General features: G+C 44.3%; 13 protein-coding genes and 1 tRNA gene. 2 read left to right on the plus strand and 12 right to left on the minus strand.

Features of this window, described 5'->3' with window-relative positions:
• The 9 genes from QZ331_RS12670 to sppA form a co-directional block, all read right to left on the minus strand.
• Positions 1-223: CHC2 zinc finger domain-containing protein (locus tag QZ331_RS12670; RefSeq protein ID WP_294630790.1), on the minus strand; the 223-nt coding region annotated here is incomplete at its 3' end.
• A 73-nt stretch (positions 224-296) separates the two neighbouring features.
• Entirely contained in the window at positions 297-1,331 is a 1,035-nt protein-coding gene (locus QZ331_RS12675; RefSeq protein WP_294630792.1) for an AAA family ATPase, read from the minus strand.
• Positions 1,328-1,513, minus strand: a complete 186-nt coding sequence (locus QZ331_RS12680; protein ID WP_294630794.1) for a helix-turn-helix domain-containing protein — start codon at positions 1,511-1,513, stop codon at positions 1,328-1,330. Before QZ331_RS12680 ends, QZ331_RS12675 begins: the two co-directional genes overlap by 4 nt.
• 413 nt (positions 1,514-1,926) lie before the next feature.
• Positions 1,927-2,904 (minus strand): DUF6043 family protein, encoded by a 978-nt coding sequence (locus QZ331_RS12685; protein ID WP_294630796.1) that lies wholly within the window; start codon positions 2,902-2,904, stop codon positions 1,927-1,929.
• Positions 2,905-3,160: 256 nt separating this feature from the next.
• Positions 3,161-3,233 (minus strand) — tRNA-Phe (locus tag QZ331_RS12690).
• Between the two features lie 143 nt (positions 3,234-3,376).
• Positions 3,377-4,411 (minus strand): thiamine-phosphate kinase, encoded by a 1,035-nt coding sequence (gene thiL / locus QZ331_RS12695; protein WP_294630799.1) that lies wholly within the window; start codon positions 4,409-4,411, stop codon positions 3,377-3,379.
• 16 nt (positions 4,412-4,427) lie between these two features.
• Positions 4,428-5,237, minus strand: a complete 810-nt coding sequence (locus tag QZ331_RS12700; protein WP_294630801.1) for a purine-nucleoside phosphorylase — start codon at positions 5,235-5,237, stop codon at positions 4,428-4,430.
• On the minus strand, positions 5,200-6,330 hold the full coding sequence (gene lpxK, locus QZ331_RS12705; RefSeq protein ID WP_294630803.1) for a tetraacyldisaccharide 4'-kinase: 1,131 nt from the start codon (positions 6,328-6,330) through the stop codon (positions 5,200-5,202). Before lpxK ends, QZ331_RS12700 begins: the two co-directional genes overlap by 38 nt.
• A 10-nt stretch (positions 6,331-6,340) precedes the next feature.
• Positions 6,341-8,119: a signal peptide peptidase SppA gene (gene sppA, locus QZ331_RS12710; RefSeq protein WP_294630805.1), complete on the minus strand. Its 1,779-nt coding sequence runs from the start codon at positions 8,117-8,119 to the stop codon at positions 6,341-6,343.
• A 268-nt stretch (positions 8,120-8,387) separates the two neighbouring features.
• Here sppA and QZ331_RS12715 point away from each other — a divergent pair, with 268 nt between their 5' ends.
• Together QZ331_RS12715 and QZ331_RS12720 are read left to right on the plus strand one after the other, a co-directional pair.
• Entirely contained in the window at positions 8,388-10,583 is a 2,196-nt protein-coding gene (locus tag QZ331_RS12715; protein ID WP_294630807.1) for a GH92 family glycosyl hydrolase, read from the plus strand.
• Positions 10,584-10,741: 158 nt separating this feature from the next.
• Positions 10,742-14,767: a hybrid sensor histidine kinase/response regulator transcription factor gene (locus tag QZ331_RS12720; RefSeq protein ID WP_294630809.1), complete on the plus strand. Its 4,026-nt coding sequence runs from the start codon at positions 10,742-10,744 to the stop codon at positions 14,765-14,767.
• Between the two features lie 108 nt (positions 14,768-14,875).
• Here QZ331_RS12720 and QZ331_RS12725 read toward each other — a convergent pair whose 3' ends face one another.
• The 3 genes from QZ331_RS12725 to QZ331_RS12735 form a co-directional block, all read right to left on the minus strand.
• The gene (locus QZ331_RS12725) at positions 14,876-16,390 is read right to left on the minus strand and encodes an SLC13 family permease (protein ID WP_294630811.1); all 1,515 of its coding nucleotides are present in this window, start codon (positions 16,388-16,390) and stop codon (positions 14,876-14,878) included.
• A gap of 84 nt (positions 16,391-16,474) precedes the next feature.
• Positions 16,475-16,606: a hypothetical protein gene (locus QZ331_RS12730; protein WP_294630813.1), complete on the minus strand. Its 132-nt coding sequence runs from the start codon at positions 16,604-16,606 to the stop codon at positions 16,475-16,477.
• A gap of 308 nt (positions 16,607-16,914) precedes the next feature.
• Complete coding sequence (locus QZ331_RS12735) at positions 16,915-18,432, minus strand: arylsulfatase (RefSeq protein WP_294630815.1); 1,518 nt, start codon at positions 18,430-18,432, stop codon at positions 16,915-16,917.
• Positions 18,433-18,621 lie beyond the last annotated feature (189 nt).

Consider the following 18,621-nt stretch of genomic DNA (forward strand, 5'->3'; position numbering starts at 1 on the left):
CGGTTGACTGATACAACTCGGCTGCCAAGTCGATGATGTTGCCGCCTTTGCCAATGCCGAAATCATACCAGCAGTTTAGCGTTGTCTCGACCTTAAACGAGGGCGTCTGTTCCTGTCGTAACGGTGACTTATACCAGAGCCTCGTTCCTTTTCTCGTCGCCGGTTCGTGTCCGAGACGGGACAAGAAGGCGGCTAAAGGGATTGATTTAATCTCTTTGAGCATATCGAAAATATGTGTTGGGGATTTGGTTCGGGTTCAGCTCACATATATACACCCCGTACTGAACCGAACTAAATCAGTAATAAAAATCGGGGTTGTATGAGTATGTGCCGTTTTCCCGGATTACCATCCGTTTGTTCATGAGAAATGATTTCAGTTTCGTCACTTTGCCGTCGCCATATGGAAACCCGCAGGCGGCATAGGCTCTCTTGATGCTGTCCTCGCAGTTCTGACAACCTTTTATCGCGCCATTGGCAAATGCCATTTCAAGAGCCTGACGGTGCTGTTCGGGAGTAAGCTCCGAGTATGAGAAGGTCTGAACCTTTGATTTCCCGGCAAAGGTGTAATCGGCGGCTATCTCCGGAAGCCCGGATTCATTGACGATGAAAGCAAAGGGCGGAAAATCCATTGAGCGGATACATGATGCCGACACCTCGGTAACTTCACTGTCAGTCGTACTTTTGCATACTTGCAGAACGGTCTCCGCCTTGTTGTTGAGTTCGGTGCCGACATGACCGCGCACGTTATCATCGCTCTTGTTGAGGTGCAGGACGGTGTGGATGTGTATCTGATACTTGTCAGTCCACTCCATCAGTTTGCCGATAAGCCTTGACGATTCAATGGCGTTGTTGATGTCGAACATCAGGTCGCGTACTCCGTCAATTATGACCAGACCGACATTTGGTGTGTTTGCGATAGCATTGTCTATAAGTTCAAGGCGAAGGTCTGGCGTAAGGGCGCGGAGCTGGGCGAATATCAGATTTTCAGGATGCCTATCAACCGGGAGACCGGCGAGGCGCAACGCACGTTTCATCACCCGCTGGCAGTGGTGCGGACTTTGCTCAGTGTCGAAATAGAGGATTGTGCGTTTGTCGTCGGGAAACTCGGCGATGTAACGCAACACCTCCCCGTTGGTGAGCGCAGCCGCAAGAATGGCACTCACGTTGAATGTCTTTTTGCTTTTCGCCTTTCCGGTCGATGCCGAGAAGTTGCCGAGTGTGCCGATTGCCGAACCGTTGCAAAAGAGAACTTCCGGGCTTCTGACAATCTCGTCCGTAACTCTGAGCTGATATGACTGCCAGAGCCGATTCAATTCCTGCGCGTCCATCATTGTCTTGCCTTTTCAAGTATCAGACGCTCCACATCGCTTTGGCGGTAGCACACCTTCTTCCCGACTTTTACCGGGATGAGGATATTGTTGCGGTTCCAGTTCCAGAGGGTGGTGTGGCACACGCCGAATTTCTCCATCACCTCCTTCTTGGTGAGCAGAACCTCCTGTGCCGCGCTGACCATCGCGGGAAGAAGCTCGGCTTTGGTAGCCTCGATTGTCTGTCGTACCAGCTCGACGAGATCCTCAAGTCTGACATTGAGCGTAACGCCGGTCACACCACTGTTGATTAACTCTAAAAGATTTGTCATAGGCAAATACTATGTCGCCGGATTGTTATAGAGGCTAAGCGATTTTGGCGACGTTAGAAACCGATTAGCCACCGTTCCGTCTGAAACGGCGATGCAAATATAATAGGCAAATGCCCGCTTTGCAATAGCTATAACGCTGTGTTTTAGATAATTATATTCGTTTAATTTCGTTGACGCAATTAAACGAATTAAACGAACTGAATAGAGAAAAATCAAAGTGGATACAAACGAAAAAAGCCACCCGGCCGCAAGCGGTCAGATGGCTTCAGTATGATAAAATTTCGGCGTTATGCCGCCTCAAAATGATTTCTGATATTGTCGAGATTCTTTTTATCCTGTCCCATATCAATCATGCGCTTTCCTCCCATCATCGGAGTGGTGAGCTGCTGATGGGCTTTCTGCACTCCGCGCAGTCCGACAAACTTGTGTTCGGGATAATGTTCCGACAGGGCATCGTGGAATGTAGAGATGTCGCAACTGCGTATGTGCGAATCTTCGTGAAGATAGATATACAGCATGGCGAGGTCATTGCCGCTCGACCGGAGTTTCAGGAACTCCGATATTTTGCCCTTGATGCGGTCAGTGTTGTCGGGAATGAGGTTGTCGAGGGTTTCACGGACTTTCTTCCGGCCCCTCTTCATCGGTTCTTTCTTTTCATCGGTCGTTTCAGCATCTGTGCTGTGCGCTGTGGCTGCTGATTCCTCTGCGTCAAACTCGGCGATTGCCGAATCTGTAACAGGCACGGCACTCCCCATAGACTTTTGAATCTTCCTGAACTCCCGCCAATCTTCCTTTGTGCGATGCCCGTTGGCTATACTCATCTTGATTGTAACAAATATCATAAAGCGGGCTTTGATACGGTCAACGAAGCTGGTCTCCTTGTCCTGTATCATTTCCTCATTATATGCTACCATCATTTCCCAACTGTTGCCGAAATACATCCATGCCAGCATTGCCGGAACAATTGAATCAGGCTCCTGCGACTGGAATTCATTTACAAGAGTGGAGGCAATATCAGCATCTTTCAAGAATACCTCTATTGAATCCAAATCCTTCGGGTCTTTTTCCGACATCTTTGCCGTTACCATACCGGCAAATCCGGGAGCGGCAAACTGTGCGTATTGAAATATCCGTTGAAAACCTGAACGGTCGCGCTTGCTCACCTCCTCGGCAAAAGCGCAGTATTCTTCGCGGTGAGTGTCAAGCCACACCTTGACCATTTCCTTAAATTTCTCGTGCTTGATAGTACGGGGTTGAATTTTCATTAAATTTGTGATGTAAACGGTAGGCCTTCATTGACCCACGATTTACAAAACCAATAAGGCGGTTGAATGGTTCACGCATCCGACTTTATTAAAAAATGTGAAAAGATTTATTTTTCGTTCAGTCAGTTGCGTCAACCTCGTTTCAGTACCGTTCAAACGTGTATGTCATAGGTAACTTTATAGGGAACTCGGCAAAATTTGAGTGAAAGAAAAATCGCTAAGTAGTTGATATTTAACTACTTAGCGATTTTACAGGTGGTGCCACCAGGAATCGAACCGGGGACACAAGGATTTTCAGTCCTTTGCTCTACCAACTGAGCTATGGCACCTTTTACTTGTATAGTTTCTCTTTTTCAATTGCAAAGGTAGTGAAACTTTTGGATTTTGCAAGCTATTTGTGAATAAAAAACACTGATAAAAAGTTAGTTCCTTTATTATCAGTGTTATATGATTTGGGCTAAAACAGAATATTTTATTTATCTTCCTTTAAAGGATTCCATCCTTGCGCTTTCATTTCGAATTCTTGTCCGTCGCGGGTTATCAAAGCACAACCTAATTCTGGCTTGGTGATATGGCCGATAAGGCGGACACCTTCTATTTGTGATACTTTCTCATGGTCGGCGATAGAAACGGTGAAAAGAAGTTCATAGTCTTCGCCACCGTTCATGGCACAAGTTGTAAGGTTCATATTGAATTCTTCTGCCATGACAGCGGTTTGATAGTCGATGGGGATATGTTCCTCGTACACACGGCAACCGGTGTTGCTTTGTTTGCAGATATGTATTAATTCCGAGGATAGCCCATCGGAGATATCCATCATGGATGTCGGAAGGATGTCGGCGGCTGCAAGTTTTTCGATGATATCTTTGCGTGCTTCCGGTTTCAGTTGGCGTTCCAATAAGTATTCTTTGCCAGAAAAATCAGGTTGGATATCAGTTTCACCTTTTAATATAGTTTTTTCACGTTCGAGAAGTTGTAATCCCATATAGGCGGCTCCCAAGTCTCCGCTTACACAAATTAAGTCTGTGTCTTTAGCACCGTTACGGTAAACTACTCTATTTTTGTCGACTTCTCCAATACAAGTGATGCTGACGGTAAGTCCAGTGAGGGAAGAGGTTGTATCGCCACCTACGATATCTACATTGTATTGTTGGCAAGCCAAGCGGATACCTGCATATAGCTTGTCCATATCTTCCACGCTGAAACGTTTGGATAGTCCGAGAGATACTGTTATTTGTTTGGGAGTGCCGTTCATGGCGTATATATCGGAGAAGTTGACGATAGCGGACTTGTATCCCAAGTGTTTTAAGGGAACATATGTCAGATCGAAATGTACACCTTCCATAAGTAAGTCTGTAGTCACCAATATCTGTTTCTCGGTGGGATAGGAGAGGACAGCAGCATCATCACCTACTCCGTATTTACTGGATTCGTTTTCTAATTTGATTCCCTCGGTGAGACGATCAATCAGACCGAATTCACCGAGAGTAGCTATTTCTGTTCTCATAAATCGGGTTTAATATTTAGGCACGGTTGATAAGTTCGCGCATGATAGTTGTCATTTTGGGTTGGGCGGCGTCAGCTGCTTTCTGTACTTCTTCGTGTGTTACTTCCACGATTTTTCCTTCCACTCCTAAATCCGTGATAACGGAAATGCCAAAAACTTTAATTCCGCAATGGTTGGCAACAATCACTTCAGGAACGGTAGACATACCTACGGCGTCAGCACCTAAGATATGAAACAGTTTATATTCGGCAGGAGTTTCGAAGGTAGGTCCTTGAGTACCGATATAAACTCCGTGTTGTACTTTGATTCCTTTTTCTTCGGCTATTTCGTCCGCTTTGCGAATTAGCTCTTTGCTGTATGCTTCACTCATATCCGGGAAACGGGGACCATAAGGTATATTTTTCCCACGAAGCGGATGTTCGGGAAAGTAGTTGATGTGGTCGGTGATAATCATCAGGTCGCCGATTTCAAAATCTGCATTTGTGCCACCACTGGCATTGGATACAAATAATGTCTTGATACCCAATTCGCGCATAACACGTATTGGGAAAGTTACCTCTTTCATCGAATAACCTTCGTAGTAGTGGAAACGACCTTGCATAGCCATAATATCCTTATTGCCTAATTTGCCGAAAATCAGCTTGCCACTATGGCCTTCGACTGTAGAAACCGGAAAGTTCGGGATGTCCGAATAGTTTATTTCATACTTCTCGGTGATTTCGTTTGCTAAACTGCCAAGTCCGGTGCCGAGGATAATAGCAGTTTCGGGACTTGTGTGCATTTTCTCTTTAAGATAAGCTGCGGTTTCTTGTATTTTCTCTAACATAGTCAGTAATATGTTGGTTAAATTTATCTTGTTGATTTTGTAATATCTCTATTTCAATAGGTAAGGCATAGACAAATGGTTTCAGTGCCTCGTCCAGTTCCGGATGGTTGACCAGGCGTGTCGCGTCCTTCTCGGTGGTGATTATCAGCCGGTTTTTATCTGATAACCGTTTGAATCGTTCCTTTATCTGTTGCATATCTTTGTGGGTGAAATCATGGTGGTCGCTGAAAGACAATGTTTCTGTTTGTTTGGCATAACCTTCCAACCTTTCCAGGATGGGAGCAGGAGATGCAATACCGGTTACTAACAATACCTCTGTATCTGTCAGTGAAGTTAGGGGAATTTCTTTGTTTACCGAAACTGTATTTGTAGCAGTTCTTCTGATTTTTTGCTGAAATACAGGTTGCAGATTCCCATAACGGAACGATGAGAAGAATAACTGTTGGTACGGATAAAGATTTAAACGTTTGATAATGATATTGTAATCAATTGGCTTGATGTCTTGAGGACATTTGGTGACAATAACGATTTGTGCCCGGTTCTTACCACTGATAGGTTCGCGTAAACGTCCTGCCGGAAGCAATGTATCGTCACAAAAAAGTCGGTGATAGTCTGTCAGTAGAATACTAAGTCCCGGTTTGACATAGCGATGCTGGAAAGCGTCATCCAACAGAACAATATCTATTGTGGGTTCTTTCAAGGCAAGCAGTTTTTCAATTCCATGACAACGGTTTTCGTCGACAGCCAACGTGACGGATGGGAATTTGGTGTACATCTGATAAGGTTCGTCACCAATCGTCTTGACAGTACTTTGAGGGTTGGCGAGTACATAACCTTTTGTACGTCTTTTATATCCTCGGCTTAGTACAGCTACCTGATATTTATCGTACAATAACTTTATCAAATACTCTGTATGAGGAGTTTTACCAGTTCCGCCTACAGTCAGATTTCCTACACTTATAATAGGAACATTGAAACTCTTCGACTGGAATACTCCCCAGTCAAAGAGTTTATTCCTTATTATTACCACTACTCCGTATAGCCACGAAACAGGATACAGCCATTTATGTATTTTGAAAAAGTGTTCGTTCATACAGTACGGTTTATTTAATATTCAGTTCGAATGGGATACGTGCTTGAATCATGGATTGTTCCTTCAAATTCTTCAGTAAGCCGAATTGTTGATAATACTCACCTAATTTGCTTTTCAGAAGTTGTGATTCTACATAATTAGTCGGTTTAATGTTGAAGAGGGAAGACAGGAAATCTTGCTTGTTGGGATAAGATACTACTGTATATCCTTCAATACCTGCTTTGGCTACGGCAATATCCAATGCTTTGTCAATACCTCCAAGTTCGTCTACCAGTCCCAGCTCTTTGGCTGTCTCACCGGTCCACACACGTCCTTCGGCAATCTTTCCGATGTCTTCCTTTGTCGTATGGCGTCCTTCGGCACATCTGCTCACAAATGTGTCATACCCTTGACTTATCATCATCTGTAACAATGATTTCTCATCTTCATTGAAGGGACGCATCATATTTCCAAAGTCTGAATATTTATTGGTTTTAACCACATCATATGTCAGACCGATTTTCTCTGTTAATTCTTTGACATTCGGAACCATTCCGAAAATGCCGATAGAGCCGGTCAATGTTGTGGGTTCTGCGACAATCGTATCGGCTACACAAGAGATATAATAACCACCAGATGCAGCATAGTCGCCCATAGAAACGATAACGGGCTTTTTAGCTTTTAATTCTTTGACTGCATACCAGATTTGTTCCGAAGCAAAAGCACTTCCTCCCGGAGAGTTGACACGGAGCACAACAGCTTTTACATCGTCATTCTCCTGCAATTTGCGTAAATCACGAATGACTTTAGGACCTACAATAGCTTCTTCAGAAGCAGAAGAACTGGGATAATCTGTAATTTCACCGGATGCATAGTAAACAGCTACGATATTACCGCTTTTATCTTTGGGAATATTTTTTTTCACATTCACCATATCTGCCAGTCCTAATATCGGGAGATGGCTGTCTTTGTCTATTTCCACCATTTTTTTGAGATAGTTGCGTACGTCGTTGCGATAAATCAGAGTATCTGCCAATCCACATTTTATGCTTTCTTCTGCTGGATAGAACATTAACATACGGTCTGCATAAGTATTGAGAGAATCGACCGGAAGGTTGCGACTGGCAGCTACTCCTTCCGTTACTTGTCTCCAAATAGAGTTGATGAAAACTGTCACCTGTTCACGGTTGGCGGGACTCATTTCGGTAGCGATGAATGGTTCGACAGCCGATTTGTAAGTACCAACTTTGAATACTTGCATCTCTACACCGATTCTTTGAAGTAAATCCTTATAAAAAAGAGGAGCAGAGGCGATGCCACGCCATTCGATCATGCCTTTGGGATTAAGCAGTACTTTGTCGGCTGCGCTGGAAAGATAATAAAGCCCCTGTGTATAAGAGTCACCGTAGGCAATGATGAATTTTCCGCTTTCCTTAAAATTAAGTAACGCATTACGAATTTCCTGCAAAGAAGCGTAGGATGCGCCTAATGAACCGACCTGCAAATAAATTCCTTTGATATTTTCATTCTCTTTGGCTTTCTTGATAGACGAAAGAATATCATCCAGTCCATATATGTTGGATTCGTCACCTAATAACTGTGATAAAATACCTAACGGGTTTTCTTGTGTACGCTCCACTAACGTACCGTTCAAATCAAGCATCATTACAGAATTCTTTTTTACTATTATCTCTGTATCCGAAGCAGACATGACGCCGAACAGCGTTACCATACTGATAATAAATATTACAATACTTGACAAAATGATACCAGTCATTGTGGCAAGTGTGAATTTCAAGAAATCTTTCATTGTACTTATTGTTTTTTACTCCAACTTGGTTATTAAGCTAACAAAGATAAATAATAGAGTTGATATTTATTCAATAAGTCGTACGATTTTTTGTTTTATCACAATCAATCTGTATAAATCCGTACTTCTTTCGTTTAAGATTTAAGTATATTTGTTAGTATATAATCGTCTTAAATGGAGAGAAAACTTTAATTTTGTGGCACATATGTTTGTAGATGTATGAAAAGAATGGCCTTGTAGTGCGACATTAATTTAACACTATATTTACATGAAAAGAAAAACTCCTTTATTGACTGCTGCTTTAGCAGGATTGTTTTTTTATTCTTCCTGTGCTCCGACAGAAAAAATGGAAACACAGGATTATACCCAATATGTTAATACTTTTATAGGTGCTGCTGATAACGGACACACCTTTCCGGGAGCGTGTTATCCTTTCGGAATGATACAGACCAGTCCCGTGACCGGTGCTGTCGGTTGGAGATACTGCTCTGAATATATTTATCAGGACACGTTGATTTGGGGATTCACTCAGACTCACCTAAACGGGACGGGATGTATGGATTTGGGTGATATTCTGGTGATGCCGGTAACAGGTACACGTACCCGTGCATGGGATGCCTATCGCAGTCATTTCTCAAAAGAAAAAGAATCCGCTGTTCCGGGATATTATACGGTTGAACTTTCCGACGCCCAGGTGAAAGCAGAACTGACCGCATCTGTTCATTCGGCTTTGCACCGTTATACTTATCACAAAGCCGATTCGGCTTCTGTATTGATTGACTTGCAACATGGGCCTGCATGGAGAGAAGAACAATATCATTCACAAGTGAACAGTTGCGAGGTGGATTGGGAAGATGCACAGACATTGACCGGTCATGTCAGAAATACCGTATGGGTGAAGCAGGATTACTATTTTGTGATGAAGTTCAACCGTCCTGTGATAGATTCCCTCTACCTTCCGATGGGCGAAACAGAAAAGGGAAAACGTATTATCGCTACTTTCGATATGAAACCGGGTGAGGAACTGATGATGAAAGTAGCCCTTTCTACAACCGGCGTGGACGGCGCAAAGAAGAATCTGGAAGCTGAAATTCCCGCATGGGACTTTGACGGAGTGAGGACTGCCGCACATGATGAATGGAACAATTACCTGAGCCGTATCGAAATAGAAGGCACTGATGATGAAAAGACCAGTTTCTACACCAGCTTCTATCATGCATTGATTCAACCGAATCAGATTTCAGATGTAGACGGAATGTACCGTAACGCTGCCGATTCCATAGTAAAAGCCGGAACTGGAACTTTTTATTCCACCTTCTCTTTGTGGGATACTTATCGTGCCGCTCACCCGTTCTATACATTAGTAATTCCCGAGCGTGTGGATGATTTTGTAAATTCATTGATAGAACAAGGTGAAGTACAGGGTTTCCTGCCTATTTGGGCATTGTGGGGAAAAGAAAATTACTGTATGATTGGCAATCATGGTGTATCGGTTATTGCTGAGGCCTACCGTAAAGGATTCCGCGGTTTTGACGCCGAACGTGCTTTCGAAATGATAAAGAAAACTCAGACAGTATCCCATCCGTTGAAGTCTAACTGGGAAGTTTATACAAAATACGGATATTTCCCGACAGATTTGATAAAAGCCGAATCGGTTTCTTCGACACTTGAATCAGTCTACGATGATTATGCTGCTGCCGATATGGCACGCCGTATGGGAAAAGAGGAAGAGGCTGCTTATTTCGCCAAACGTGCAGACTATTATAAGAACCTTTTCGATTCGGAAACTCAGTTTATGCGTCCGCGCAAATCCGATGGCACTTGGAAGGCTCCATTCAATCCCAGTGCACTGGGACATTCGGAGAGCATTGGCGGCGACTATACCGAAGGAAATGCATGGCAGTACACTTGGCATGTACAGCATGATGTGCCGGGATTAATCGGTCTGTTTGGCGGCGAAGAACCTTTCTTGAATAAGTTGGATTCTTTGTTTACACTGAAACTCGAAGGCGAAAGCCTGGCGGATGTAACGGGCTTGATAGGCCAGTATGCGCATGGCAACGAACCGAGCCACCATGTTACTTATTTGTATGCGTTGGCAGGTCGTCCGGAACGTACGCAAGAGTTGGTTCGTGAAATCTTTGATACTCAATACAGGAACGAACCCGACGGATTGTGCGGAAACGACGATTGCGGGCAGATGTCTGCTTGGTATATGCTTAGCGCGATGGGCTTTTATCCGGTAGATCCCGTGAGTGCTGAATACGTATTCGGTGCTCCGCAACTGCCGAAGATGACTTTGCATTTGGCGGACGGAAAGACATTTTCGATTATTGCAGAGAATCTGTCGGAAGCACATAAATATGTGGACAGTATTACATTGAACGGCGAACCGTATACGGAAAAAACAATTTCGCATGAAGATATTGTAAAAGGCGGAACGCTGATATATAAGATGAAATAAGTTTATAGAGTTCGGACACCCGGAGCGCTGTTTTTGCGCTTTGGGTGTCGAAACAACTTTGTTCTATCAAGTAAAGAAGTCAGAAACTGTATAATTCGTTGCGGTTTATTTATTTTTTTCATATTTTTGCTGGATACTTTTGAATATTAGTGGAAGACATGAACTACTTTGTAAGAATAAGAAGATTTTTATTGTTAACAATCCTTCTCGTTGCCAGTACTGTAAGTAGAGGGCAGATTTATAAATACATCGGATTAGGAGACGGTTTGAACAACCAGAAAATATATCGCATTCAGAAAGATTGGCGGGGATATATGTGGTTCTTAAATCAGGAAGGGATAGACCGTTATGACGGAAAATACATCAAACATTATAGTTTTTCCGATGAAAGTATGAAACTTGATTCGCGGATTGCCTTGAAATGGGTCTATATGGACAGAGACAACGTATTATGGGTAATCGGTCAAAAGGGGCGTATCTTTAAATATGATTCTCAACATGATAAATTTGAACTGGTTTATGTACATCCGGAATTAATCAAAAACAAATCGCAAGCACTCTTAAATTATGGTTATTTGGATAAGAATAGCCGCATTTGGTTGTGTCGTAAGGACAGTATTACCTGGTACGACACCCATTCGGGAAAGGTATCGCATATGTCAGCACCGGTTGCTGACGAGATTGTTACTATCGAACAGATGGATAACGCTCATTTTTTTATCGGCACAGGGAACGGGGTGGCTCATGTTAGGGTAGAAGAGAAGTATTTGAAGCGGATTCCTGATTCGGTAATGGATAGTATCAATACACCGGTTCATGACCTTTATTACCATGCTTTTTCCAAGAAGATGTTTGTGGGAACGTATAAAGAAGGAGTGCTTATTTGCGACATGAAAGAAGGAAAACAAGTCGGTTCTTGTTCTTCTCCGAACAATGTGGAAATCAACCGTATCACAGCTTTGAACAGTCACGAACTTTTAGTAGCAACAGGTGGAAAAGGGGTGTACAAACTGGATGTGAATACCTGCATGAGCGAGCCTTATATCATAGCAGATTACAACAGCTACAACGGTATGAACGGAAACAATATCAATGATATCTATGTAGACGAAGAAGAGCGCATTTGGCTTGCCAATTATCCTACGGGTATCACTATCCGTAATAACCGTTATGGAAGCTATGATTTGATTAAGCACTCGATGGGTAACCACCGCTCGTTGGTGAACGACCAGGTGCACGATGTGATAGAAGACGGTGACGGCGACCTTTGGTTTGCCACCAGCAACGGTATCAGTTTCTATCAGACCAAAACAAAGGAATGGCGTTCTTTCTTTAGCTCTTTTGATTCGGTGCCCGACAACGAGAATCACATCTTTCTGGCTTTGTGCGAAGTCTCTCCGGGAGTGATATGGGCAGGTGGTTTTACATCGGGTATTTATAAGATAGAGAAGGATGGATTCAAAGTCAACTATATATCTCCTACTGCTATGGCAGGAGTACGCCCCGACCAGTATATCTTTGATATAAAGAAAGATTCGAATGGTGATATATGGTCCGGTGGATATTTCCATTTGAAACGTATTAATCTTGAAACTAAAAATGTGCGTTTATATCCAGGAGTAAACTCCATTACTACCATTTTAGAAAAAAACTCCCGTCAGATGTGGATTGGAACGCGGATGGGACTTTATCAGCTCGACAAGAAATCCGGAGTTTACAAGTATATCGACCTGCCTGTGGAGTCTGCCTATATATGTTCATTGTACCAAAGAGAAGACGGCATCCTGTATATCGGTACCCGGGGAGCCGGATTATTGATATACGATACCAACACAGACGAATTTGTTCAACAGTACAGGACAGACAACTGTGCGCTGATTTCCGACAATATTTATACTATCCTTTCTCGTCAGGACGGCAATCTTCTGATGGGTACGGAGAACGGTATCACGATTTTTTCATTAAAAGACCGTACTTTCCGCAACTGGACACGCGAACAGGGATTGATGAGTGTGAACTTTAACTCTGGTTCTGCCACTACTTACAATAAGAATATGCTTGTATTCGGCGGCAATGACGGTGCCATTAAGTTTCCAACGGACATACAGATACCCGAGGTACGTTATTCACGTCTGTTGTTGCGCGACTTCATGATTGCCTATCATCCCGTTTATCCGGGCGACGAAGGCTCTCCTCTCGAAAAGGACATTGATGAGACTGACCATTTGGAGTTGCCTTACGGGCAGAATACTTTCTCTCTCGATGTAGCATCCATCAATTACGACTATCCTTCCAATATCCTTTATTCATGGAAAATCGACGGTTATCACAGAGAATGGAGCCGTCCGAGTCAGGTCAACCGAATTCTTGTCCGCAATTTGCCGCCCGGAAGTTATACATTGCAGATTCGTGCCATCTCCAACGAAGAGAAGTATAAGACCTATGAGACAAGAAGTCTGCATATTGTCATCACCCCTCCGTTGTGGGCGAGCAAATGGGCGATGGCAGGATATGCCTTTCTGCTGATATTGGTTATGGTTATCATCTTCCGCGTCATTATGCTGCATAAGCAGCAGAAGGTATCGGACGAAAAGACACGTTTCTTCATCAATACCGCCCACGACATACGTACGCCGCTTACTTTGATAAAGGCTCCTTTGGAGGAAGTGGTAGAGAACGGCATGGTGTTCGACCAGGCGTTGCCCCATATGAATATGGCTCTTAAGAATGTGAATACATTGCTTCAACTGACTACCAACCTGATAAATTTTGAGCGGATAGATGTCTACTCTTCCACGCTGTATATTGCCGAGTACGAGTTGAATACTTATATGAACGACGTCTGTAGCACCTTCCGCAAGTATGCTGAAATGAAACACGTCAGGTTTGTTTATGAAAGCAATTTTGATTATCTGAATGTGTGGTTTGATAGTGAGAAGATGGGCTCTATATTGAAGAACATCTTGTCGAATGCATTGAAATATACTTCGGAAGGAGGTAGCGTATGCATTTCAGCCAGCGACGAAGGAAACACATGGAGCATCGAGGTAAAGGATACTGGAATCGGTATTCCTTTGAGTGAACAGAAGAAACTGTTCAGAAATTGTTTCCGTGGCAGCAATGTGGTCAATCTGAAAGTGACCGGTAGCGGAATCGGGCTGATGCTCGTATATAAGCTGGTTAAGTTGCATAAAGGGAAGATTCAGATTCAGAGCGTAGAACAGCAAGGAACGTGTGTGCGGATTGTTTTCCCGAAAGGCAATAACCATTTCCATAAAGCGAAATTCATTTCGCCCAAGATGCCGAATGAATGTCCGGAGACAGCCATACCGGGTGATACCGTAGATTTTCCGGTGACGGAGATTCCTCAGAAGAACAACTCCTTGCAACGTGTCCTGATTGTAGAGGACAACGATGATTTGCGTAATTATCTTGTGGATATGTTCAATACCAATTATAATATTCAGGCTTGTCCGAACGGAAAGGAAGCACTTGTCATTATACGGGAATTCAATCCGGATCTCGTCATATCCGACATCATGATGCCCGAGATGAGTGGCGACGAACTTTGTGCTACCATAAAGGGCAATCTTGAGATGTCTCATATTCCGGTCATTCTGCTCACTGCTTTGGGAGATGAGAAAAATATGCTTGAAGGGCTGGAAATCGGAGCGGACGCCTATATAACCAAGCCTTTCAGTGTGGGAATACTCAAGGCTACGATTAAGAATATGCTTACCAACCGTGCTTTGCTCCGCCAGGTGTATAACAGCATCAAGGATGAAGAGCAGGATGTCCCGACCAACTGTACGAATACCTTAGACTGGAAGTTCATCACCTCTGTCAAGGAATGCATAGAGAAGAACATGGGCGATTCGGAGTTCAATGTGGAAATACTTAGCAGTATGCATCACATGAGCCGCACCAGCTTCTTCAACAAGCTCAAGGCACTGACCGGTTATGCACCTGCCGATTATATCCGTCTGATACGTTTGCAATATGCCGCACAATTGCTGAAACAAGGCGACTATACAATAACGGAGATTGCCGATAGGGTAGGATTCTCGGAGGCGAAATACTTCCGTGAAGTATTCAAGAAGTATTACGGTGTAAGTCCGAGTAAGTATGCGGAGGGTGAGCAGGCGGGAACTTCTCCGGCAGCCAATCTCAAAAGCGAGGAGTAGACATCTCTTGTCTCCAGGCGGAGACGGATGAACAGATAAAAAGCCCTGCAAGAATCGGTGGTTCTTGCAGGGCTTTTCTTTATTGCTTTTCCTTATAAAAGGAGATTGTTACAACAGATTGTTGGAGCCGAGTATAATCAACATACTGTATCCTAAAATCAGTCCGATAATTCCCATGATGATACCGACCTTCTCCATATCCTTTTGCTCAATCATACCTGTGGCGTGTGCCAATGCATTGGGCGGAGTACTGATAGGCAATATCATTGCCAACGACGAACCGATTGCCACACCGATTAATAAAGTCTCTACACCACCCAGTGCATAGAGGTTTTCGCGCATACTGGTTCCTGCAATGGCAAGGATGGGAACGAGCAGGGCGGCGGTAGCTGTGTGCGAGATGAAGTTTGCCATAGCATAGCAAATCAGTCCGGAACCTACTATCATCAGCACGGGCGGCCATGTGTTGAACGGAATCGCTTCAATCATATGCTTGGCAAGTCCTGTCTCTTGCAGGGCGACACCTAAGGCGAATCCGCCGGCTACCATCCACAGCACACTCCAACTGATTTCTTCCAGGTCGCGTTTGGTGATAACTCCCGTCACGCAGAACACCGCTACCGGAATCATTGCCACTACATTGGAGTTCACTCCCGTCACTTTGTCGAACATCCACAGTACGACCGTAACGGCAAACGTGATGTACACTACGATGGAACGCCAGTCTTTCTTGGCTTCTCCTTCAATTTTCAGCTCGATGGTCTTCTGCTTGAAAGGGAACAGGCGCAGGAGGATAAACCATGCGATAAACAATACGATAATGGTGTAAGGCATCATGAAGCTCATCCATTCTCCGAAACCGATGTTCAGGTTCAGTCCTTCCGGATCGTTCAGGTATTTCAGTGCGATGGCGTTGGGCGGTGTGCCAATGGGAGTTCCCATACCGCCTACGTTGGCAGCTACGGGAATAGCCATGGCAAGGCCGATTTTTCCTTTACCGTCGGCGGGCAGTGCTTTCAATACGGGAGTAAGGAAGGTGAGCATCATGGCAGCCGTAGCAGTGTTGCTGAGGAACATGGAAAATACAGCCGTAACGAGGATGAATCCCAACAGTACATAGCGCGATTGTGTTCCGAACGGGCGCAACATGACGCGTGCCAACAATACGTCGAGTCCGCTTTTGGTTGCTGCGATGGCAAGGATAAATCCGCCAATGAACAGCATGATGATAGGATCGGCAAAACAGTGCATGATTGATTTGTATTTCACAGTCTGTCCCAGTGTTTCTGCCGAAATCCCTTTTGTGAAAAGCCACAAACTGCTGTCCGAAACGGTAAGCAGTAGCAGCACTACGATAAGTACGGAGGTTGTCCACGCCGGGATTGCTTCGAATACCCACATGAGTGTGGCGAAAATGAAGATGGAAATCAACCTTTGTTCGATAACCGTCAGCCCTTCTATTCCGAATGTTTCGATAGGCATGAACCACAGAATGAGAGAGATGATGATTGCTACCGCCAGCTTGATGCATCGGGCTACTGTTTGATTCTTAGCCAGTCGTTTGGCCTTTTTCAATTCCTGGTATGCTTCTACTAAATGGAAGCCATGAAAAATTTTGTACATAATATCAGGTTAAGATAAATTTTTTAAAACCGTGCAAAATTAGCTTTTTATTCCAATATTAAGTAATCCCGCAAGAAAGTTTTTTTATAATTCTTCTCTCTCGTTAGGATATATAAAGTCGTCGAAGCGGGTTGTCAATGTCTTGCCCATAGCTTGACACGACCGTTCCCATTGCTTGATACGGTCGTTCCCATTGCTTGATACGATTGTTTCCATTTGTTTCGGTACCTATCGCTAATAAGAGTGCTGAAAAAAATAAGGTTATGTTTGGGGTAAACGACGGAAATATATTGAAAAAGATATTTATGGCGGAAAAAAGTAAGTGGAGTAGGAGGGAAGTCCATTTGGTATATTAATGTGCATATTTATTAATATGACCTCCAAGATGAACAATAGTAACTAAATGGAGGGCACCCTTTTCGGACACCCTCCATTGGTCATGCAGCACAGAACTGCTTTATATCAATCTAATGTTGAATAAAAAATAGCAGAATAGAATATCTCCCGACTGCTATCAAAGAGATTTATATGCCTGTATCTACCGGGTTCTTGTCGGGAAACAGCGGACTGTAAAGTACCGTCCGTTTCAGCACTTGCAACTGCCCGTCCTTGACAAACTCTTCACCGCGCTCAGCCAAATGCTTCACCATTTCGCTGCGCATCTCACGCAATTTTGCAGCATATTTTTTCTCCTTCGCCACATTTCTCAATTCCTGCGGGTCCTTAGTCAAGTCGAACAACTCTTCATCGCCCGTATGAAAACGCCAGATATACTTGATTTTTCCATCGGTCAGCGCACACCAATAATTGTCGGGGCTGTAACACGTAGAATGTTCCAGGTCGATGTACTTGCGCCATCCGTCGCTTTCGTCTTGCATCAGCATTGCCAGCGAACGTCCGTCCATATCTTCCGGCACTTTGCTTCCTGCCATGTCTAAGAAAGTGGGCAGCAAATCTCTCAACTCTACCGGTGCTGCCACCTTGCTTCCTCTCTTAAAGCCACACGAGGCGGGCCATTTTACGATATATGGCACGTGTGCCGAACCTTCATACGGGTAGGTCTTGCGCCAGTGATGATGGTCGCCCAGCATATCCCCGTGGTCCGAAACATAACAGATGAGTGCATTGTCGTACATACCTTTCTCTTTCAGGGATTTAATAATCTTTCCTATCTCTTCGTCCACGAATGTCACGTTGGCGTAGTAGTGTCTGCGTGGCTCCTTAGCATATTGCTCGCCGAAGTTTCCGAAAGCGGCGTCCTTCTTTGCCGTTGCCACATCCTGAGGCATTGCATACTTCTTGTCCTTGCACCATTCTCCTACAACGGGCGTTGGAACATCTTTTCCTTCATACTGCTCCATCAACCTTTGCGGCGGGTCGTACGGACTGTGCGGACGTGCAAAGGAAACTTTCAGAAAGAGTGGCTCATTGCTTGCCTTGTCATAGTTCTGTATCATTTCACGCGCCATTTTTCCGGTCCAGGCTGTGGGATGAAGTGCTTCGGGCAGGCGATATACACCGCTTCCGTGGTCGTTCCATCCGATACCTGTGGCGTCCGGATTCTTTCCCGGTGCCTGCGTCTGAAACCACAGCCGGTAGTCGCTTACGAAGTCGTCACTTTCTACCCGTCCGCTTTCGTCTACCAATGTGCTGTGAAAACCGTGCAGGGCTTTCTGCGGAAACCAGTGCATCTTGCCGATACCGAAAGTGAAATATCCTAATTCTCTCATCATGGCAGGCATTTCGTAGCGATAGCAACTACCTACTCTGCCATAGCCCAGCATACCATGATGCCAAGGGGAAAGTCCGGTAAGGAGTCCCGCCCGTGCCGGGGTGCTGCTTGATGCGGAAGAATAACCGTTCATGAAGAGGGTGCCGTCTTGTGCCAGTTCATCCATATGAGGGGTGACTACCGCATTGTTTCCCATACAGTTCATAGCGTCTCCCCGGTGCTGGTCGGCTACAATCAGGATGATGTGAGGTTTGCTTGGCTGCATTTCGTTTGGTGTTGTAGCTTCCGTTTTATTTTGCGCAGTTGCCATTCCGCCAACTGCCATGAGCAGGCCGCTCCCTAAAATGTATTTTTCCATTTATATGATTATATTTATTTTCCTGCCAAGATACATTAATTACTGATATACTCCAAATCAAAAGGTATTTAATCTAACAAAATGCTTCTCCTTCCCCTTTCCTTTTCTTCAAAACGTCTTATTTTCTTCTTTATAATCAGC

This window comes from uncultured Bacteroides sp. (assembly GCF_910586915.1).
In the GTDB taxonomy this organism is placed as follows: Bacteria; Bacteroidota; Bacteroidia; order Bacteroidales; family Bacteroidaceae; genus Bacteroides.

Excerpts from the sequence above, each read along its gene's own strand:
- QZ331_RS12715 (WP_294630807.1), top strand. The coding sequence starts at position 8,388 with ATGAAAAGAAAAACTCCTTTATTGACTGCTGCTTTAGCAGGATTGTTT.
- QZ331_RS12675 (WP_294630792.1), bottom strand. The coding sequence starts at position 1,331 with ATGATGGACGCGCAGGAATTGAATCGGCTCTGGCAGTCATATCAGCTC.
- QZ331_RS12730 (WP_294630813.1), bottom strand. The coding sequence starts at position 16,606 with ATGGAAACAATCGTATCAAGCAATGGGAACGACCGTATCAAGCAATGG.
- thiL (WP_294630799.1), bottom strand. The coding sequence starts at position 4,411 with ATGAGAACAGAAATAGCTACTCTCGGTGAATTCGGTCTGATTGATCGT.
- QZ331_RS12680 (WP_294630794.1), bottom strand. The coding sequence starts at position 1,513 with ATGGTCAGCGCGGCACAGGAGGTTCTGCTCACCAAGAAGGAGGTGATG.
- QZ331_RS12685 (WP_294630796.1), bottom strand. The coding sequence starts at position 2,904 with ATGAAAATTCAACCCCGTACTATCAAGCACGAGAAATTTAAGGAAATG.
- lpxK (WP_294630803.1), bottom strand. The coding sequence starts at position 6,330 with ATGAACGAACACTTTTTCAAAATACATAAATGGCTGTATCCTGTTTCG.
- QZ331_RS12725 (WP_294630811.1), bottom strand. The coding sequence starts at position 16,390 with ATGTACAAAATTTTTCATGGCTTCCATTTAGTAGAAGCATACCAGGAA.
- QZ331_RS12735 (WP_294630815.1), bottom strand. The coding sequence starts at position 18,432 with ATGGCAACTGCGCAAAATAAAACGGAAGCTACAACACCAAACGAAATG.
- sppA (WP_294630805.1), bottom strand. The coding sequence starts at position 8,119 with ATGAAAGATTTCTTGAAATTCACACTTGCCACAATGACTGGTATCATT.
- QZ331_RS12700 (WP_294630801.1), bottom strand. The coding sequence starts at position 5,237 with ATGTTAGAGAAAATACAAGAAACCGCAGCTTATCTTAAAGAGAAAATG.
- QZ331_RS12720 (WP_294630809.1), top strand. The coding sequence starts at position 10,742 with ATGAACTACTTTGTAAGAATAAGAAGATTTTTATTGTTAACAATCCTT.